10 protein-coding genes and 5 tRNA genes are annotated in these 14,948 nt (G+C 66.2%); 5 read left to right on the forward strand and 10 right to left on the reverse strand.

Annotation, left to right across the window (positions count from 1 at the left end; translation table 11 throughout):
• Positions 1 to 73: 73 nt before the first annotated feature.
• The 8 genes from AC56KL_RS01840 to AC56KL_RS01875 all read right to left on the reverse strand — a co-directional run bounded on the left by AC56KL_RS01840 (position 74) and on the right by AC56KL_RS01875 (position 6,273).
• Positions 74 to 149, reverse strand: a tRNA-Glu gene (locus tag AC56KL_RS01840).
• A gap of 75 nt (positions 150 to 224) precedes the next feature.
• Positions 225 to 300, reverse strand: a tRNA-Glu gene (locus AC56KL_RS01845).
• A 30-nt stretch (positions 301 to 330) separates the two neighbouring features.
• Positions 331 to 406 (reverse strand) — tRNA-Ala (locus tag AC56KL_RS01850).
• A gap of 65 nt (positions 407 to 471) precedes the next feature.
• Positions 472 to 547: transfer RNA gene (locus tag AC56KL_RS01855), tRNA-Glu, on the reverse strand.
• A gap of 72 nt (positions 548 to 619) precedes the next feature.
• Positions 620 to 695, reverse strand: a tRNA-Ala gene (locus AC56KL_RS01860).
• 125 nt (positions 696 to 820) lie between these two features.
• A complete protein-coding gene (gltX, locus tag AC56KL_RS01865; RefSeq protein ID WP_497178438.1) occupies positions 821 to 2,212 on the reverse strand; it encodes a glutamate--tRNA ligase in 1,392 nt (463 codons plus the stop codon).
• Between the two features lie 88 nt (positions 2,213 to 2,300).
• Positions 2,301 to 3,662 carry an aminotransferase class I/II-fold pyridoxal phosphate-dependent enzyme gene (locus AC56KL_RS01870; protein WP_497178439.1) on the reverse strand — a complete coding sequence of 454 codons (1,362 nt, stop codon included), beginning with the start codon at positions 3,660 to 3,662 and terminating at the stop codon, positions 2,301 to 2,303.
• A 34-nt stretch (positions 3,663 to 3,696) separates the two neighbouring features.
• Positions 3,697 to 6,273: a bifunctional diguanylate cyclase/phosphodiesterase gene (locus AC56KL_RS01875; protein ID WP_497178440.1), complete on the reverse strand. Its 2,577-nt coding sequence runs from the start codon at positions 6,271 to 6,273 to the stop codon at positions 3,697 to 3,699.
• A 204-nt stretch (positions 6,274 to 6,477) separates the two neighbouring features.
• On the opposite strand from AC56KL_RS01875, the gene AC56KL_RS01880 reads away from it, so the two are divergent.
• On the forward strand, positions 6,478 to 7,650 hold the full coding sequence (locus AC56KL_RS01880; RefSeq protein WP_497178441.1) for a sensor domain-containing phosphodiesterase: 1,173 nt from the start codon (positions 6,478 to 6,480) through the stop codon (positions 7,648 to 7,650).
• Between the two features lie 21 nt (positions 7,651 to 7,671).
• On the opposite strand, the gene AC56KL_RS01885 is transcribed toward AC56KL_RS01880, so the two are convergent.
• Complete coding sequence (locus AC56KL_RS01885; RefSeq protein WP_497178442.1) at positions 7,672 to 8,691, reverse strand: RNA methyltransferase; 1,020 nt, start codon at positions 8,689 to 8,691, stop codon at positions 7,672 to 7,674.
• Positions 8,692 to 8,719: 28 nt separating this feature from the next.
• Positions 8,720 to 9,808 (reverse strand): iron-sulfur cluster carrier protein ApbC, encoded by a 1,089-nt coding sequence (gene apbC / locus AC56KL_RS01890; protein ID WP_497178443.1) that lies wholly within the window; start codon positions 9,806 to 9,808, stop codon positions 8,720 to 8,722.
• 145 nt (positions 9,809 to 9,953) lie between these two features.
• Between apbC and metG the strand changes: the two genes are divergently transcribed.
• The 4 genes from metG to AC56KL_RS01910 all read left to right on the forward strand — a co-directional run bounded on the left by metG (position 9,954) and on the right by AC56KL_RS01910 (position 14,919).
• Entirely contained in the window at positions 9,954 to 12,125 is a 2,172-nt protein-coding gene (gene metG, locus AC56KL_RS01895; RefSeq protein WP_497178444.1) for a methionine--tRNA ligase, read from the forward strand.
• 283 nt (positions 12,126 to 12,408) lie between these two features.
• On the forward strand, positions 12,409 to 13,725 hold the full coding sequence (locus tag AC56KL_RS01900; RefSeq protein WP_497178445.1) for an enoyl ACP reductase FabMG family protein: 1,317 nt from the start codon (positions 12,409 to 12,411) through the stop codon (positions 13,723 to 13,725).
• Between the two features lie 62 nt (positions 13,726 to 13,787).
• Entirely contained in the window at positions 13,788 to 13,997 is a 210-nt protein-coding gene (locus AC56KL_RS01905; protein ID WP_497178446.1) for a DUF3460 family protein, read from the forward strand.
• A gap of 16 nt (positions 13,998 to 14,013) precedes the next feature.
• Positions 14,014 to 14,919, forward strand: coding sequence for a segregation and condensation protein A (locus AC56KL_RS01910; protein WP_497178447.1), 906 nt, complete (start codon positions 14,014 to 14,016; stop codon positions 14,917 to 14,919).
• The last annotated feature ends 29 nt before the right edge of the window (positions 14,920 to 14,948 follow it).

Here is a 14,948-nt window from a genome sequence, read left to right on the forward strand (position 1 = left end):
CGAAAGCCTTGGACAAATAGAAAAACCGGAGCACCTCTCCGCGCATGCGCGTTGGTTTACTCCGGTCTTTTACTGGCGTCCCCACGGGGATTCGAACCCCGGTACTCACCGTGAAAGGGTGATGTCCTAGGCCTCTAGACGATGGGGACCTAAAACTGCGTTTACTACGATGATCTGCTGCTGTACGCCGCACCGCAGCGCGGCATCGGCGTGAACCAAATTCTTGGCGTCCCCACGGGGATTCGAACCCCGGTACTCACCGTGAAAGGGTGATGTCCTAGGCCTCTAGACGATGGGGACCCGGACTGTAGAACTATTGTTTTTCCAACGTGGTGGAGGTAAGCGGGATCGAACCGCTGACCTCTTGCATGCCATGCAAGCGCTCTCCCAGCTGAGCTATACCCCCTACGGGAAAACAATATTCTAACATACTGCAACTACTTCTACTACCGCGCGCCGCTGGTTGCACGCTGGCGTCCCCACGGGGATTCGAACCCCGGTACTCACCGTGAAAGGGTGATGTCCTAGGCCTCTAGACGATGGGGACCTGAACTTGCTACTGCCTACTTTACTACCGCGGCCTGGATGCTGTCGCACTTCGCTGCCGCACTTCAGAGTTTGGTGGAGGTAAGCGGGATCGAACCGCTGACCTCTTGCATGCCATGCAAGCGCTCTCCCAGCTGAGCTATACCCCCTCTTCACTGTACCTTACTGCCTACTGCTTCGTACCGTGTGCTGCTGAAGTGCGAGCATTATAGCGGAGCGCCTTGCATTTCGCAAATACCTGTTTTCAGAAAATGTAGATTCCGAAAAAAGGCGCTTATAGATACCTGGCGATCCGTGCCAGCACGCGCTCGCGGCCGAACAGTTCCAGCACCGCATCGATGGCCGGAGTCTGCAGCTGGCCGGTGACGATCAGGCGCAAGGGCATCGCGATCTGCGGCATCTTGAGGCCGTGTGCAGCCAGCACTTCCTTGAACAGCGCGGCAATCGCCGCCTTGTTCCACTCCACGTCCTTGCAACGCTCCGCAAACGCCGCCAGCGCCGGACGCACCGCATCGCTCAGGTGCTGGGCCAGCAGCGCCGCCTCCGGCTGCGGCTCGCGGTAGAACAGCATCGCCGTGTCGGCCAGCTCGTCGATGGTGTTGGCGCGGTCCTTCACCAGCGCGATCACGGCCGCCAATGCCGGCGCCCCATCGAAGCGGGCGCCCTCGCGCTCCAGCCTTGGGCGCGCCAGGTCCGCCAGGCGTTCGTTGTCGGCCGCCTTGATGTAGTGGTTGTTCAGCCAGGCCAGCTTTTCCGGATTGAATTGGGCCGCCGACGCAGTCAGGTGCTCCAGGTTGAACCACTCGACGAACTGCTCCATCGAGAAGATCTCGTCGTCGCCGTGGCTCCAGCCCAGGCGCGCCAGGTAGTTCAGCATCGCTTCCGGCAGGTAGCCCTGTTCGGGGTACTGCATCACGCTGACGGCGCCGTGGCGCTTGGACAGCTTCTGGCCGTCCGCGCCCAGGATCATCGGCAGGTGGCCATACTGCGGCAGCTCGGCGCCGAGGGCGCGCAGGATATTGATCTGGCGCGGGGTGTTGTTCACGTGGTCGTCGCCGCGCAGCACGTGGGTGATCTTCATGTCCCAGTCATCCACCGACACGCAGAAATTATAGGTCGGGGTGCCGTCGGGACGCGCGATGATGAGGTCGTCGAGCTCCTTGTTGGCGATGGTGATCGGGCCCTTGACCACGTCGACCCAGGTGACTTCGCCGTCCAGCGGGTTCTTGAAGCGCACCACCGGCTTGACGCCTTCCGGGACCGGCGGCAGGGTCTTGCCCAACTCAGGACGCCAGGTGCCGTCGTAGCGCGGTTTTTCGCCGGCAGCGCGCATGCGCTCGCGCATCGCTTCGACTTCCTCCGGCGAGCAATAGCACAGGTAAGCCGTGCCCTGTTCCAGCATCGAGGCCACCACCTCGCGGTAGCGGTCCATGCGCTGCATCTGGTAGAACGGGCCTTCGTCGTGCGACAGGCCGAGCCACTGCATGCCGTCCAGGATCGCCTGCACCGCTTCCGGCGTCGAGCGTTCCAGGTCGGTGTCTTCGATGCGCAGGATGAAAGTGCCGCCGAAGTGGCGTGCATAGGCCCAGGAATACAGCGCGGTGCGGGCGCCGCCCAGGTGGAGGTAGCCGGTCGGGCTGGGAGCAAAGCGGGTGCGGACGGTCATGGCTGGATGCGAAAAAGGTAAAGGTCGTATTCTACCCCGCCGTCCTGCGGGCGCGCAGCACCCGCCCTGCCGCCCCGCCCCGGCCAGCCTAGGCTGCGGCCGGCCCGCACGGCCGCACGCTCGGCCGTGGCGCATCGAGGGCGCGCCGCACCGCCGCGGCCAGCAGCGGCGCCGCGCGCCGCACCTGGGCCGGCGTATGCTGCGCCATCAGCTGCAGGCGCAGGTGCGCAGCGCCCAGGGGCACGCCGGGGAACTCCATCGGATTGACGAATACCCGTTCGCGCGCCAGCAGCATGCCGGCGATGCGCGCCGCGCTTTCCGCGCCCGTCCACAAGGGAACGATCGGCGATGGCGCGCCCAGGCAGCGCATGCCCGCTTCCTGCAGCAGCGCGCGCAGCTCCACTGCATTGCGCATCAGGTCCGCGCGCAGCGCGTCGCCCTCAGGGCTCCCGGCGATGCGCAGGCATTCCAGCACCGTGGCCGCCTGCACCGACGAGAGCGCGTTCGAAAACATGTGGGGTCCGGCGAACAGCTGCAGCTGGCGCCGCATGCTGGGTTCATGGCAGGCGACGAAACCGCCGTTCGAGGCGAAGGTCTTGGAAAAGGCGCCCATTACGATGTCGATCTTGCCGAGCATGCCCTGGGCGCCGATCACGCCGGTTCCCGCAGGTCCCATGGCGCCGAGGTCGTGCGCCACGTCCACCAGCAGCGTGGCGCCGTACTCGCGGCACAGGTATTGCGTCAGGGGCAGGTCGGGACTGTCGGCGTCCATGCTGAACAGGCCTTCGGTGACGACCAGGATCGCGCCATTCGCGTCCAGCGCGCGGATACCGGCCAGCAGTTCGCGCAGGTGGTTGCAGTCCAGGTGCCGGAATGCCGTCACGTTGCGGGTCGCGGCCGCGGCGCCCTGGCGCAGCGAGGCGTGGGCCAGGGCGTCGATCAATACGTGATCGCCGCCATGCACCAGCGCCGTTACCGCGCCGAATGCCGCGCCCCAGCCGGTCGGGAACAGCACCACCTGGCGGCAGCGCAGCAGCGCGCCGAGCGCCGCTTCCAGCGCGTTCGAATAGCGGCTGTTGCCGAGCAGGATGGCGGAGCCGGCGCTGTGCGGCCCGCATTCGGCCAGCACCCGCATGGCCGCATCGATGACGGCCGGGTGCGAAGCGAGCGACAGGTAGTCCTGCGAGGCGAAGTTGATGCCCTGCGTCGCCGCCAGGCCGTCGCCCTCCACCAAGGCCAGCGGCGCCGGCGGGCCATCCAGGGTGCGGTTATAAGGCCAGACCCCATGGCGGGTGCGCAGCGCGCACCACTCCTCGAGCGGCGCGGCGCGGCGCTGCAGGTCGGGGCCGCGCGGCTGGCGGTACAGGGCGACGTTGCCGCCCAGGGCGCCGGACGCTGCCAGCGCGTCCAGGTCGTGGGCGGGATCAAAGGGAATCGGTTCATTCAACACGGCATCCTCCGGCAAAGGGGTAGGCGAACAGGGTTCATGCGGGCACCGGCGGCGCCGCCGGCACCTGGCGCGCCAGCATGGCGGCGACTTCCGCGGGCGGCAGCGGGCGGGCGAAAAGGTAGCCCTGGGCGGCGTCGCATCCCATCGCGCACAGGTCGGCCAGCTGCTCGGGCGTCTCGACGGCCTCTGCGATCACCGCCAGCCCCAGGCGCTGCGCCATCGACACGATGGCCTCGGCGATCGCGTAATGGCGGCCGCGCCCCGCCGCCGCACCGGGAGCGGACCCGAGCCGGCGCACGAACAGGCCATCCATCTTGAGGATGTCCACGGGCAGCTCGGACAGGTAGTTCAGGCTCGAATAGCCGGTGCCGAAGTCGTCGATCGACACCAGCACGCCGGCCTGGCGCAGCCGGTTCATCAGCGCGCAGTTGGCGGCGAGGTCTTCGATCAGCATGCCTTCGGTGATCTCGAGGTCGAGGCAGTGCGGCGGCATGCCGGTCTCCATCAGGATGGCCAGCACCCGCGCCGGCAGGCCCGGCTCCTTCAGCTGGCGCGCCGACAGGTTCACTGCGGTCTTGATCTCGGGCAGGCCGGCCGCGCGCCAGGCGCGGTTCTGCAGGCAGGCCGTGCGCAGCGCCCAGTCGCCGATCGGCACGATCATCCCGGTTTCCTCGGCCAGCGGGATGAAGCGGCCCGGCGGGACGCAGCCATATACCGGGTGCTGCCAGCGCAGCAGCGCCTCGACCCCGGTCACGCGCTGCGTGGCCAGGTCGATCTGGGGCTGGTATTCCAGGAACAGCTGGCCCTGTGCAAGCGCGTCGCGCAAGCCGTTCTTCAGCGCCAGGCGCTCGCTCTGCGGCTGTGCGGTGTCGCCGGAATACACCTGCACGTTGTTTTCGCCCCAGCGCTTGGCGCCGCGCATGGCGATGTCGGCGCGCTTGAGCAGCGCATCGAGGTCGCAATCGGCCGCCGGGTACAGGGCCACGCCCACCGCCAGCGTGACGAAGCACGCGCGCCCCGCCACCGCCAAAGGCAGGCCGAAGCGGTCGAGGATCTTTTCGGCCACCACCTGGGCGTCGGACTCGAAACCGAGGTCTTCCAGCAGGACGATGAATTCGTCGCCGCCCCAGCGCGCCACCGTATCCGAGTCGCGCAGGCAGCGCCGGATCGCGGCCCCGGCCTGGGTCAGGAGGGCATCGCCCGCCTCGTAGCCGAGTTCGTCGTTGATCTCCTTGAAGCCGTTGATGTTCAGGAGCAGCAAGGCCACCAGGCGGCGGTTGCGGTTGGCGCGGGCCATCGCGTGGCGCAGGCGGTCGCGCAGCAGGTTCCGGTTGAGCAGGCCGGTGAGCTGGTCGCACTGGGCGCGGTCCACCAGGCGGCAGTTGCCCGGCCCGGGCGCCGCGGCCGCATCGTCCCCGCCCCCCTGCCCTTCCGTTTTCGGCAGCACCGGCGGGCGTTCGTCCTCGTCGTGGCATTGCACCCGGTTGCGCCCGAGCGACTTGGCCGCGTACAGGGCCTCGTCGGCGCGCGCGACGGCCTGCGCCACTGTCTCGCCGAGCCGGTACTCGGCCACGCCTACCGATACCGTCAGGCTGATCCCGGTGGCGCCGTCGCCGGTGCCGGCGCCGCAGCGCATGGCCTCGATGACGCGCCGCACCCGCTCGGCCAGCACCACCGCATCCGGCGCCGGGGTTTCGGGCAGCATCAGCAGGAACTCTTCGCCGCCGTAGCGGCCGAAAGCGTCGGTGCCGCGGATCTGGCCCTGCACCGCATGGGCGAAGCTGCGCAACACCAGGTCGCCGGCTGCATGACCGTAGCTGTCGTTGATGCGCTTGAAGAAGTCGATGTCGAACAGGCACAGGCAGAACGGCCGCCCGTTGCGGTCGCAGCGCTCCTTTTCCCGCTCGATCAGGCCGAGCAGGAAGCGGCGGTTGTGGCTGCCGGTGAGCTCGTCGCGGATGGCCAGCTCGTTGATGGTGGCCAGCGCGCGCTGCAGCTTGACGAAACCTTCGGTCTTGGTCAGTTCGAACAGCAGCACGAACACCAGCACCACCACGTACAGGCCCAGGTTGCAGATCAGCTGCAGCAGCGGCATGTCGAGGCTCGGGGCGGCCGGGGCGGCCCCCTCGATGAGCGGCAGGGCCCAGATCGTCGTCGCGGCGGCGCAGCTCATCGCCATCCAGAACACGCCGCTGGCCACGCCGCCCAGGAACATCGCCACCACCGGGGCGGTAATCAGCCAGCTGGCGGTCGGCGCGCCGATGCCACCCAGATGCCAGGTCAGCCAGGTGAAATTGAAGAACAGCGCGCACAGGAACAGTTCGCGCGCCAGGGCGATGCTGCCGCTCAGGCGCTGCACGGGCGGAGCCATCAGCATGAACAGGCAGCAGGCGAGGATCTCGACGGCCGCCGTCTCCAGGCCCAGCAGCCAGTAGGCCAGTGCATACAGGGGACCGGCGGTGGCCGCCAGCAGTGCCGCGCTGACCACGTTCTCGGCCCGCGCGAGCACGGCGGCATCCTGCCGCAGCCGGGCGGGTACGAACAAGTGAGCCGCGTCCAGGTAACGCCCCCGCCATTGCCGCGTTTCGCCTTGCATGCTGTTCTCGCTCATCGGTGTTCCTGCCACGTTCCAACGTTCGAGTGTAGGCAGGAATTTCCAGCAGGCTTTATTCTGGGACAGACAGTGACACGAAAGCCGGGCGCCTCGTCGCCCATGCACGACGGGTAGGTTCGACGCGCATATTTACGGCTCGCCGGCTCACTCCTATAATGTCACTCGGGCAACTCGACAATCCATACCGATGAGGGAATGAGCATGGTGGCGCCACCCCGGCAGTTGCAGGTACCACTCGAACGGATCATCCAGTCCGCGGTCGACCTGGCGAGGATCTGCCTGCACATGGATGTCGCCTTTGTTTCGGAATTCAAGCAGGGCCGCCGCATCTTCCGCCACCTGTCCGCCGATGGTCCGCTGCCGGTCGAGCCGGGGCATTCCGATCCGCTAGCAGAGAGCTATTGCCAGTACGTCATCAGCGGCACCATCCCGGCGATTGTGGACGACAGCCACGTCTATCCCATCCTGAAACACCTGGCCTGCACCGAAGCCTTGCAGATCCGCGCCCACCTGGGTGTGCCGGTGTGGCTGTCCGACGGTTCGGTGTACGGCACCTTCTGCTGCTACAGCCACAGCGCCAGCAGCAGCCTGCGCCAGGTGGATGCCGACGCCTTGCGGCGCTTCGCCAACCTGATCGCGGCCATGCTGGAACAGCGGGTACTCGCCGAGCGGGCGACCGAACAGATCTGCGCCCGCCTGGCTGAAGTGTTCGGCAGGCGCGCCATCCGCATCGCGTGCCAGCCGATCGTCGACCTGGCCAGCGGCGCCATGCTCGGCTACGAGGCGCTGTCGCGCTTCCCGGCCCCGGACAGCTGCCCGGCCACCTGGTTCGAGGACGCGCACCGGGTCGACAAGGGCCCTGAACTGGAGCTGCTGGCGATCGAGCTGGCGCTCGCCACCCTGCCCCGCCTGCCGGCCGGCGTTTACCTGTCGCTGAATGTCTCGCCCGCCACCATCCTGGGCGGAGCCTTGCCGGCGCGCCTGGCCGAGGCGCCGCTCGACCGGCTGGTGCTGGAACTGACCGAGCACGCGCCGATCGAGGAATACGCAGCGATCGGCGCAGCGCTCGACGGCCTGCGCGCACGCGGCCTGCGGCTGGCGATCGACGACGCCGGCTCGGGCTACGCCAGTTTCCGGCACATCCTGCAGCTGCGGCCCGACATCATCAAGCTCGACCAGAGCCTGATTCGCGGCATCGAGGGCGATCCCGGGCGCCGCGCGCTGGCCGCCGCGTTGACCGGCTTCGCCCGCGACACCGGCAGCGCCGTCGTCGCCGAGGGTATCGAAACGGAGGCCGAACTGGCCGTGCTGCGCGGCCTGGGCGTCACTGCCGGGCAAGGCTACCTGCTTGGGCGCCCTGCACCGATCCCCTGAAAGTTCAGATCGGTCGGCGCGTCAGGCGCGGCGCAGGGTGATGGTCCGTCCGGCACGGGCGCGCAGCTGGCCGCAGCCGCCGTCGACGTCCTGCCCGGCCGAATCGCGCAGTTTGGTCAGCACGCCGCGCCCGTGCAGCTGCGCCGCGATGGCGCGCGCGCGCTCCCAGCTGGGCCGTCGATAGGCCAGCTCCGGCACCGTGTTGTAGGGGATCATGTTGAGGATCGCGTACTTGCCGCGCAGCAGGGCCACGATGCCGTCCATTTCGTCCTGACCGTCGTTGACGCCCTCCAGCAGCGTCCACTGGTACTGGATCGGGTAGCCCGTCAGGCGCGCATAGCGCTCGCCATGCTCCACCAGTTCTTGCGGGGACAGGCGCGGCGCGCGCGGCAGCAGTTCGGCGCGTAGCGGAGCCTTCGTCGTGTGAAGCGACAGCGCCAGCGCCGGCTTCACGCGGGCCTCGAGCAGGCGCTCGAAGGCGCGCGGGTCGCCCACGGTGGAAAACACCAGGTTCTTGTGAGCGATGCCGGCCTCGATGCCGAGCAGCTCGATCGCTTCCAGCACGTTGTCGAGGTTGTGGGCCGGCTCGCCCATGCCCATGAACACCACCTTCCTGACCGCGCGGCGCGCACGCGCCAGCACCACCTGGGCGACGATTTCGCCGCTCGTCACCTGGCGCAGCAGCCCGTCGCGGCCGGTCATGCAGAAGCGGCAGCCGACCGCGCAGCCGACCTGGCTCGAGACGCACACGCCCTCGCGCGGCAACAGCACGGATTCGACCATCTGGCCGTCCTGCAGGCCCACCAGCAGGCGCTCCGAGCCGTCTTCGGCTGGATGGGCGGAGACGACGCGCGCCAGGCCCGCCAGCTCGGCGTCGAGCGCCGGCAGCGCTTCACGCACCGGCTTGGGAAGGAAATCGGAGGCGGGGCGCCGGCCGCGTTCGTGCGCGGCGCCCTGCACCCAGTCGCGCAGCACGCGCTCCTGGTGCTGCGGCAGCGCGCCCAGCAGGGCCAGGCGCTCGCGGATGCTTGACAGTCGCATCGTGGATTTTTTACCGGTTGGTAAAAAATCAGTCGTTCTTGACGACGATGCTCGGGAACTTGCTGGTCATGTCCTTCGCCTTCTCGGCGACCTTGACGGCGACCTTGCGCGCAATCTCTTTGTAGATGCCCGCAACCGGGCCGTCCGGATCGGCAACGACGGTCGGGCGGCCGGAATCGGTCTGCTCGCGGATGGACAGCGTGAGCGGCAGCTTGCCGAGGAAATCGACGCCGAAGTCGCGGCACATCTTCTCGCCGCCGCCCGCCCCGAAGATCTCCTCGTGGTGGCCGCAGTTCGAGCAGATATGGGTGCTCATGTTCTCGACCACGCCGATGATCGGGATCCCGACCTTCTCGAACATCTTGAGGCCCTTGCGCGCATCCAGCAGGGCGATGTCTTGCGGCGTGGTGACGATCACGGCGCCGGTCACCGGGACCTTTTGCGACAGGGTCAGCTGGATGTCGCCGGTACCCGGCGGCATGTCGACGATCAGGTAGTCGAGGTCGCGCCAGTTGGTCTGCTCGAGCAGCTGCTGCAGCGCGCCGGTGACCATCGGGCCGCGCCAGACCATCGGCTCGTCCGGATCGATCATGAAGCCGATCGAGGACACCTGTACGCCGTGATTCTCCAGCGGCTCCATGGTCTTGCCGTCCGTGCTTTCCGGACGCCCGTTAATCCCCAACATCATCGGCTGCGAGGGGCCGTAGATATCGGCGTCGAGGATGCCGACGCTGGCGCCTTCGCTTGCCAAGGCCAGGGCCAGGTTGACGGCAGTGGTCGACTTGCCGACGCCGCCCTTGCCCGAGGCGACCGCGATGATGTTCTTCACGTTCGGCATGACTTTCAGGCCGCGCTGGACCGCGTGCGACAGGATCTTGCTGTATACCTTGGCGCTCACGTTGCCGATGCCCGGCAACGCCTTCACGCCCGCCACGACGCTGTCGCGGATCGATGCGACCTGGCTGGCGGCCGGATAACCCAGCTCGACATCGAAAGCGAGGTCGTTGCCGCTGAGCCTGATGTTCTTGATCGATTTGGAAGAAACGAAATCCTTCCCGGTGTTAGGATCGATGACGGCCGACAGTGCTGCCTTGACATCGTTCTCAGTGATGCTCATGTGTTTCTCCAAGGTGATTGGAGCGAAGTGTAACGCAAAACCTCGCACGCTTCTTGTTGGTTTGGCAAACCGGCCGGCCGCGCCTGCGCATGCGGCGCTTCCGCTGTTAAAATGCTTCTTTTTCAAAACCTAAAGCGCTTCGACCATGACCCGCAAGCTGTTTGTCACCACTGCCCTGCCCTACGCCAACGCCGCCTTCCATATCGGCCACATGATGGAATACATCCAGGCCGACATCTGGGTGAGGTTCCAGCGAATGCAGCGCGATGGGGACCAAATGAGCGGACAGCCGCGCCAGGTGCACTTCGTCTGCGCCGACGACACCCACGGCACCCCGATCATGATCGCGGCCGAGAAGGAGGGCATCACGCCGCAGGAGTTCGTGGCCAAGATCGCCGCTGGCCGTCCGCAATACCTGGACGGCTTCCACATCGCTTTTGATAACTGGTATTCGACCGATTCGCCGGAAAACGTCGAACTGTCGCAGGGTATCTACCGCAAGTTGCGCGACGCGGGACTCATCGTCACCAAGACGGTCGACCGCTTCTACGACCCGGTCAAGGGCATGTTCCTGGCCGACCGCAACATCAAGGGCGAGTGCCCGACCTGCCACGCCAAGGACCAGTACGGCGACAACTGCGAAGTCTGCGGCGCCGCCTACCAGCCGACCGAACTGATCAATCCATTCTCGGTCTTCACCGGCTCGACCCCGGTGCTGAAACCCTCGGAGCAGTACTTCTTCAAGCTGTCCGACCCGCGCTGCTTCGCCTTCCTGAAGGAGTGGCTGAACACCCCGGGCCGCCTGCAGCCGGAAATGGTCAACAAGGTCTCGGAATGGCTGGGCGAATCCGGCGACAAGCTGGCAGACTGGGACATTTCGCGCGACGCGCCCTATTTCGGCATCCCGATTCCCGACGCGCCGGGCAAGTTCTTCTATGTGTGGCTGGACGCGCCGGTGGGCTACCTGGCTTCGCTGAAGAACTACTTCAGCAAACAGGGCATCGACTACGAGGCCTTCCTGAACGATCCGCAAGCCGAGCAGGTCCACTTCATCGGCAAGGACATCGTGTCCTTCCACCTGCTGTTCTGGCCGGCGATGCTGAACTTCTCGCAGCACCCGATCATCGACAAGCTGAAGGTGGCGGTGCACGGCCACCTGACCGTCAACAACGAAAAGATGTCGAAGTCGCGCGGCACCGGCATTTCGCCGCTGCGCTACCTGGAACTGGGCATGAACCCGGAATGGCTGCGCTACTACCTGGCGTTCAAGCTCAATAGCAAGGTCGAGGACCTGGACTTCAACGGCGAAGACTTCGTCGCCCGCGTGAACAGCGACCTGATCGGCAAGTACGTCAACATCGCCAGCCGCTGCGCCGGCTTCATCGCCAAGCGCTTCGAGGGCAGGCTGGCCGATTCGCTTTCCGGCGACGCCAAGGGCTGGATCTGCAAGGCCCTGATGATCGATGGCGCCGAGCGCCAGGCCAGCATCGCCGCCGCCTTCGAGGCGCGCGAGTACGGCCGCGCGATGCGCGAGATCATGGAGATCACCGACATCGTCAACCAGTACGTGGACGAGAACAAGCCCTGGCTGCTGGCCAAGGACGAAAGCAAGACCGCGGAGCTGCACGACGTCTGCACAACGGCGCTGATCCTGTTCCGCCAATTGACCATCATGCTGTCGCCGGTGTTGCCGCAGGTGGCCGCGCGCGTGAGCGAATTCCTGGGCGATAACGACCTGAGCTGGCTCGACACCCACGGCGCGGCCGTCTACGAGACCATGCTGGGCCGCTCGATCGGCGCCTACAGCCACCTGATGCAGCGCGTGGATGCGAAGATGGTCGAGAACCTGTTCGACAAGCCGGCAGGCGTCCCTGCGGCCACGCCGGCCGTGGCCGCCCAGGCCGCCACGCCGGCCGCCGCAACCGCTGCTGCGGCCGCGGATGCGCCGGCCGCCGGCGAGATCGAGGAACTGGCCCCGGAAATCTCGATCGACGATTTCCTGAAGGTGGACCTGCGCGTGGCCCGCATCGTCAACTGCGAACACGTCGAAGGCGCCGGCAAGCTGCTGCGCCTGACCCTCGATGTGGGCGAAGGCCGCCACCGCAACGTATTCTCGGGCATCAAGTCGGCCTACAAGCCGGAAGATCTGGTCGGCAAGCTCACCGTGATGGTGGCCAACCTGGCGCCGCGCAAGATGAAGTTCGGAGTGTCGGAGGGGATGGTGTTGTGTGCGTCCGCTGCGGATGAGAAGGCGAATCCAGGCTTGTACCTGCTGGATCCGATGGCGGGCGCGCAGCCGGGCATGCGGATTCGCTGACACTGCTCCAGCTTGGATCCCGGCCTTCGCCGGGTTGACGATGCGAAGGGTCCGGAGCACGGACGCGCATCGACTTGCCAGCCTTGAAACCGTTGTCCCGGCGCAGGCCGGGACCCAGGTTCCCAAGCGGACCCGCTCCGCATCCTTGCCCCACCTCCCCGCCCCCAAAATCAAACCCGCCATCAAGCACAGCGTTATAATGGCGTGTTTTTCTCTGAAATTTGCGCCCGTGCGCCCATCGCCGGCCCCTCCTTCAGACCATACAAAAAAGGTAGATAACAAGATGACCGAATTCACTCCTCTCCGCCATATCCCGCAAGCCAAGGTGTTCCGCAAGGGCGACGTGTTCGTCCTGTTCGGCGAACTGTTCGGCCGCGGCTATGTGAACGGCCTGATCGACGAGGCGCGCAAGGCCGGCATGACGATCGTCGGCATCACCGTCGGCCGCCGCGACGAGACCGGCGCCCTGCGCGCGCTGGACGCGGAAGAACTGGTCGAGGCGGAAGAGAAGCTCGGCGGCAAGATTATCAACGTGCCCCTGATGGCCGGCTTCGACATGGACGCGCCGGAAGGCGAGCAGAATCCGACCGAACTGCTGGCGGACGTGAAGCTCAAGACCTGGCAGGACGACAAGCTGGACTGGGACAAGATCGGGCGCTGCCGTGAAGCAGGCGTGCGCCGCTTCACCACCAGCGCCGCGCAGGTCATGGGGGAAATCGACAAGCTGATCCCGGAAGGCGCCAACGTCTTCTTCGCCCACACCATGGCCGGCGGCATCCCGAAGATCAAGGCTTTCCTGGCCATCGCCAACCGCATCTACAAGGGCCGCGGCGAGCGCTTCGAATCCTCGCGCGCCCTGCTGGAGAGCGACCTGGGCAAGCTGATCCTGATGAACTTCGACGAAGTCACGGCCAACACGCTCAAGTACCTGATCGACGCATCGGGCGCGATCCGCGAGCGCGTGACCAGGGCCGGCGGCGAAGTGCGCTACACGGCCTACGGCTACCACGGCACCGAGATCCTGATTGGCGGCGAGTACACCTGGCAGACCTATACCAACTATACCCAGGGCTACGCCAAGATGCGCCTGGAGTCGATCGCCCAGGCGGCCTGGAACCAGGGCGTCTATGCGACCGTGTTCAACTGCCCGGAAATCCGCACCAATTCCTCGGACATCTTCGTGGGCGTGGAACTGTCGCTGTTCCCGCTGTTGACGGCCCTGAAGAAGGAAGGCGGCGGAGAATGGGCCGAACAGCAATGGGCAATCTGCCAGGATCTTTTGAGCGAAGGCAGCTCGCTGCAGTCGCTGCTCGACACCATCGAGCGCTACAACAACGACGCCACCAGCGCCCACTTCCGCAACTTCGAAGCCTGGCCGATGGACAACACGCCGGCGCTGGCCGAGGTCATGATCGGCACCTCGGAAGACATCACCGCCCTGCACAAGGACAGGAAGGCCCTGATCACCGACCACCTGTCGGGCCTGGTACTCGAAGGCGCCGGCCCGCTGATGTTCCATGGCGCCTCCGAAAAGATCGCGCCGGTGCTGTGGCTCAGCCACGACATCATCGCGCGCCAGCTGAACGAACTGCACAAGTAAACTTGACGCGGCCGCCCCGCCACAGAAGAATCTGCCGGGGCCAATCACACCTACTTAGAACCATGATCTTCAAGAAACAACATTCGCAGTACGTATCCGAACACACCAAGTTCATCGACGAACTGAAGGCCAGGACCCCGGGCATGGAAGCGCGCCAGGTGGAAGGCCGTTCCCTGCTGTGGGACAAGGCGCCGCTCTCGCTGGACGAACAGGAGCGCATCCAGCAGTCGCGCCTGCGCCAGCAGGCCTATCCGTACCAGTCCAAGGTCTGAACCAGGACGCGTTCCCATGCTGCCCGAACAGGCTGCGCCGCCCGACGAGGATGCGCCGGCCGCTCCCCAGCAGGATGGGACGCCCCTGGAAATCCACGACAGCGCCGGCGACGCCGGCCTGAACGCGGCTGCCGACGCGGCCGAAGCGGCTATCGCTCGCCTGTACGGCGAGCCCCTGATGCGCCTGCCGAACGACCTGTACATTCCGCCGGACGCGCTCGAGGTCTTCCTCGACGCCTTCGAAGGGCCGCTCGACCTGCTGCTCTACCTGATCCGCAAGCAGAACTTCAACATCCTCGACATCCCGATGGCGCAGGTAACCCTGCAATACCTGAAATACGTCGAGCAGATCCGCCAGCGCAACCTGGAGCTGGCCGCGGAGTACCTGCTCATGGCGGCCGTGCTCATCGAGATCAAGTCGAGGATGCTGCTGCCCAAGCGGCAGGACGACCTGGTCGAGGACGTCGGCGACCCGCGCGCGGAGCTGGTGCGCCGCCTGCTGGAGTACGAGCAGATCAAGTCGGCGGCGCTGGCGCTCGGCGCCCTGCCCCAGGAAGGCCGCGACTTCGTGCGCCCGCAGCTGTTCGTGGAACAGGGCCTGGCGCCAGTCCTGCCGGACGTCGACCCCTGGGACCTGCAGCGCGCCTGGCTCGACGTCCTGCGCCGCGCCAAGCTGACCCAGCACCACCGGATCGGCCGCCAGGAACTGTCGGTGCGCGAGCACATGTCGGCCATCCTGCGCACCCTGCAGTCGCAGCGCTTCGTCGAGTTCTCCGAATTGTTCGCGGGCCGGCACACGATTCCGATCGTGGTTGTACACTTTGTCGCCATGCTCGAGTTGGCGAAGGAAACCTTGATCGAGATCACGCAGGCAGAGCCTTTCGCGCCGATCTACGTGCGCCTGGCCTATTCCCCGGCTTGAATAGCCGCTTATCACCTTCCTATTCTGTT

Source organism: Telluria sp. ZB4P34 (genome assembly GCF_059686055.1).

What these genes read in the sequence shown, in the direction of transcription:
- apbC (WP_497178443.1), bottom strand. Translation starts at nt 9,808, where the DNA reads ATGAGCATCACTGAGAACGATGTCAAGGCAGCACTGTCGGCCGTCATC.
- AC56KL_RS01875 (WP_497178440.1), bottom strand. Translation starts at nt 6,273, where the DNA reads ATGAGCGAGAACAGCATGCAAGGCGAAACGCGGCAATGGCGGGGGCGT.
- gltX (WP_497178438.1), bottom strand. Translation starts at nt 2,212, where the DNA reads ATGACCGTCCGCACCCGCTTTGCTCCCAGCCCGACCGGCTACCTCCAC.
- metG (WP_497178444.1), top strand. Translation starts at nt 9,954, where the DNA reads ATGACCCGCAAGCTGTTTGTCACCACTGCCCTGCCCTACGCCAACGCC.
- AC56KL_RS01880 (WP_497178441.1), top strand. Translation starts at nt 6,478, where the DNA reads ATGGTGGCGCCACCCCGGCAGTTGCAGGTACCACTCGAACGGATCATC.
- AC56KL_RS01905 (WP_497178446.1), top strand. Translation starts at nt 13,788, where the DNA reads ATGATCTTCAAGAAACAACATTCGCAGTACGTATCCGAACACACCAAG.
- AC56KL_RS01900 (WP_497178445.1), top strand. Translation starts at nt 12,409, where the DNA reads ATGACCGAATTCACTCCTCTCCGCCATATCCCGCAAGCCAAGGTGTTC.
- AC56KL_RS01910 (WP_497178447.1), top strand. Translation starts at nt 14,014, where the DNA reads ATGCTGCCCGAACAGGCTGCGCCGCCCGACGAGGATGCGCCGGCCGCT.
- AC56KL_RS01885 (WP_497178442.1), bottom strand. Translation starts at nt 8,691, where the DNA reads ATGCGACTGTCAAGCATCCGCGAGCGCCTGGCCCTGCTGGGCGCGCTG.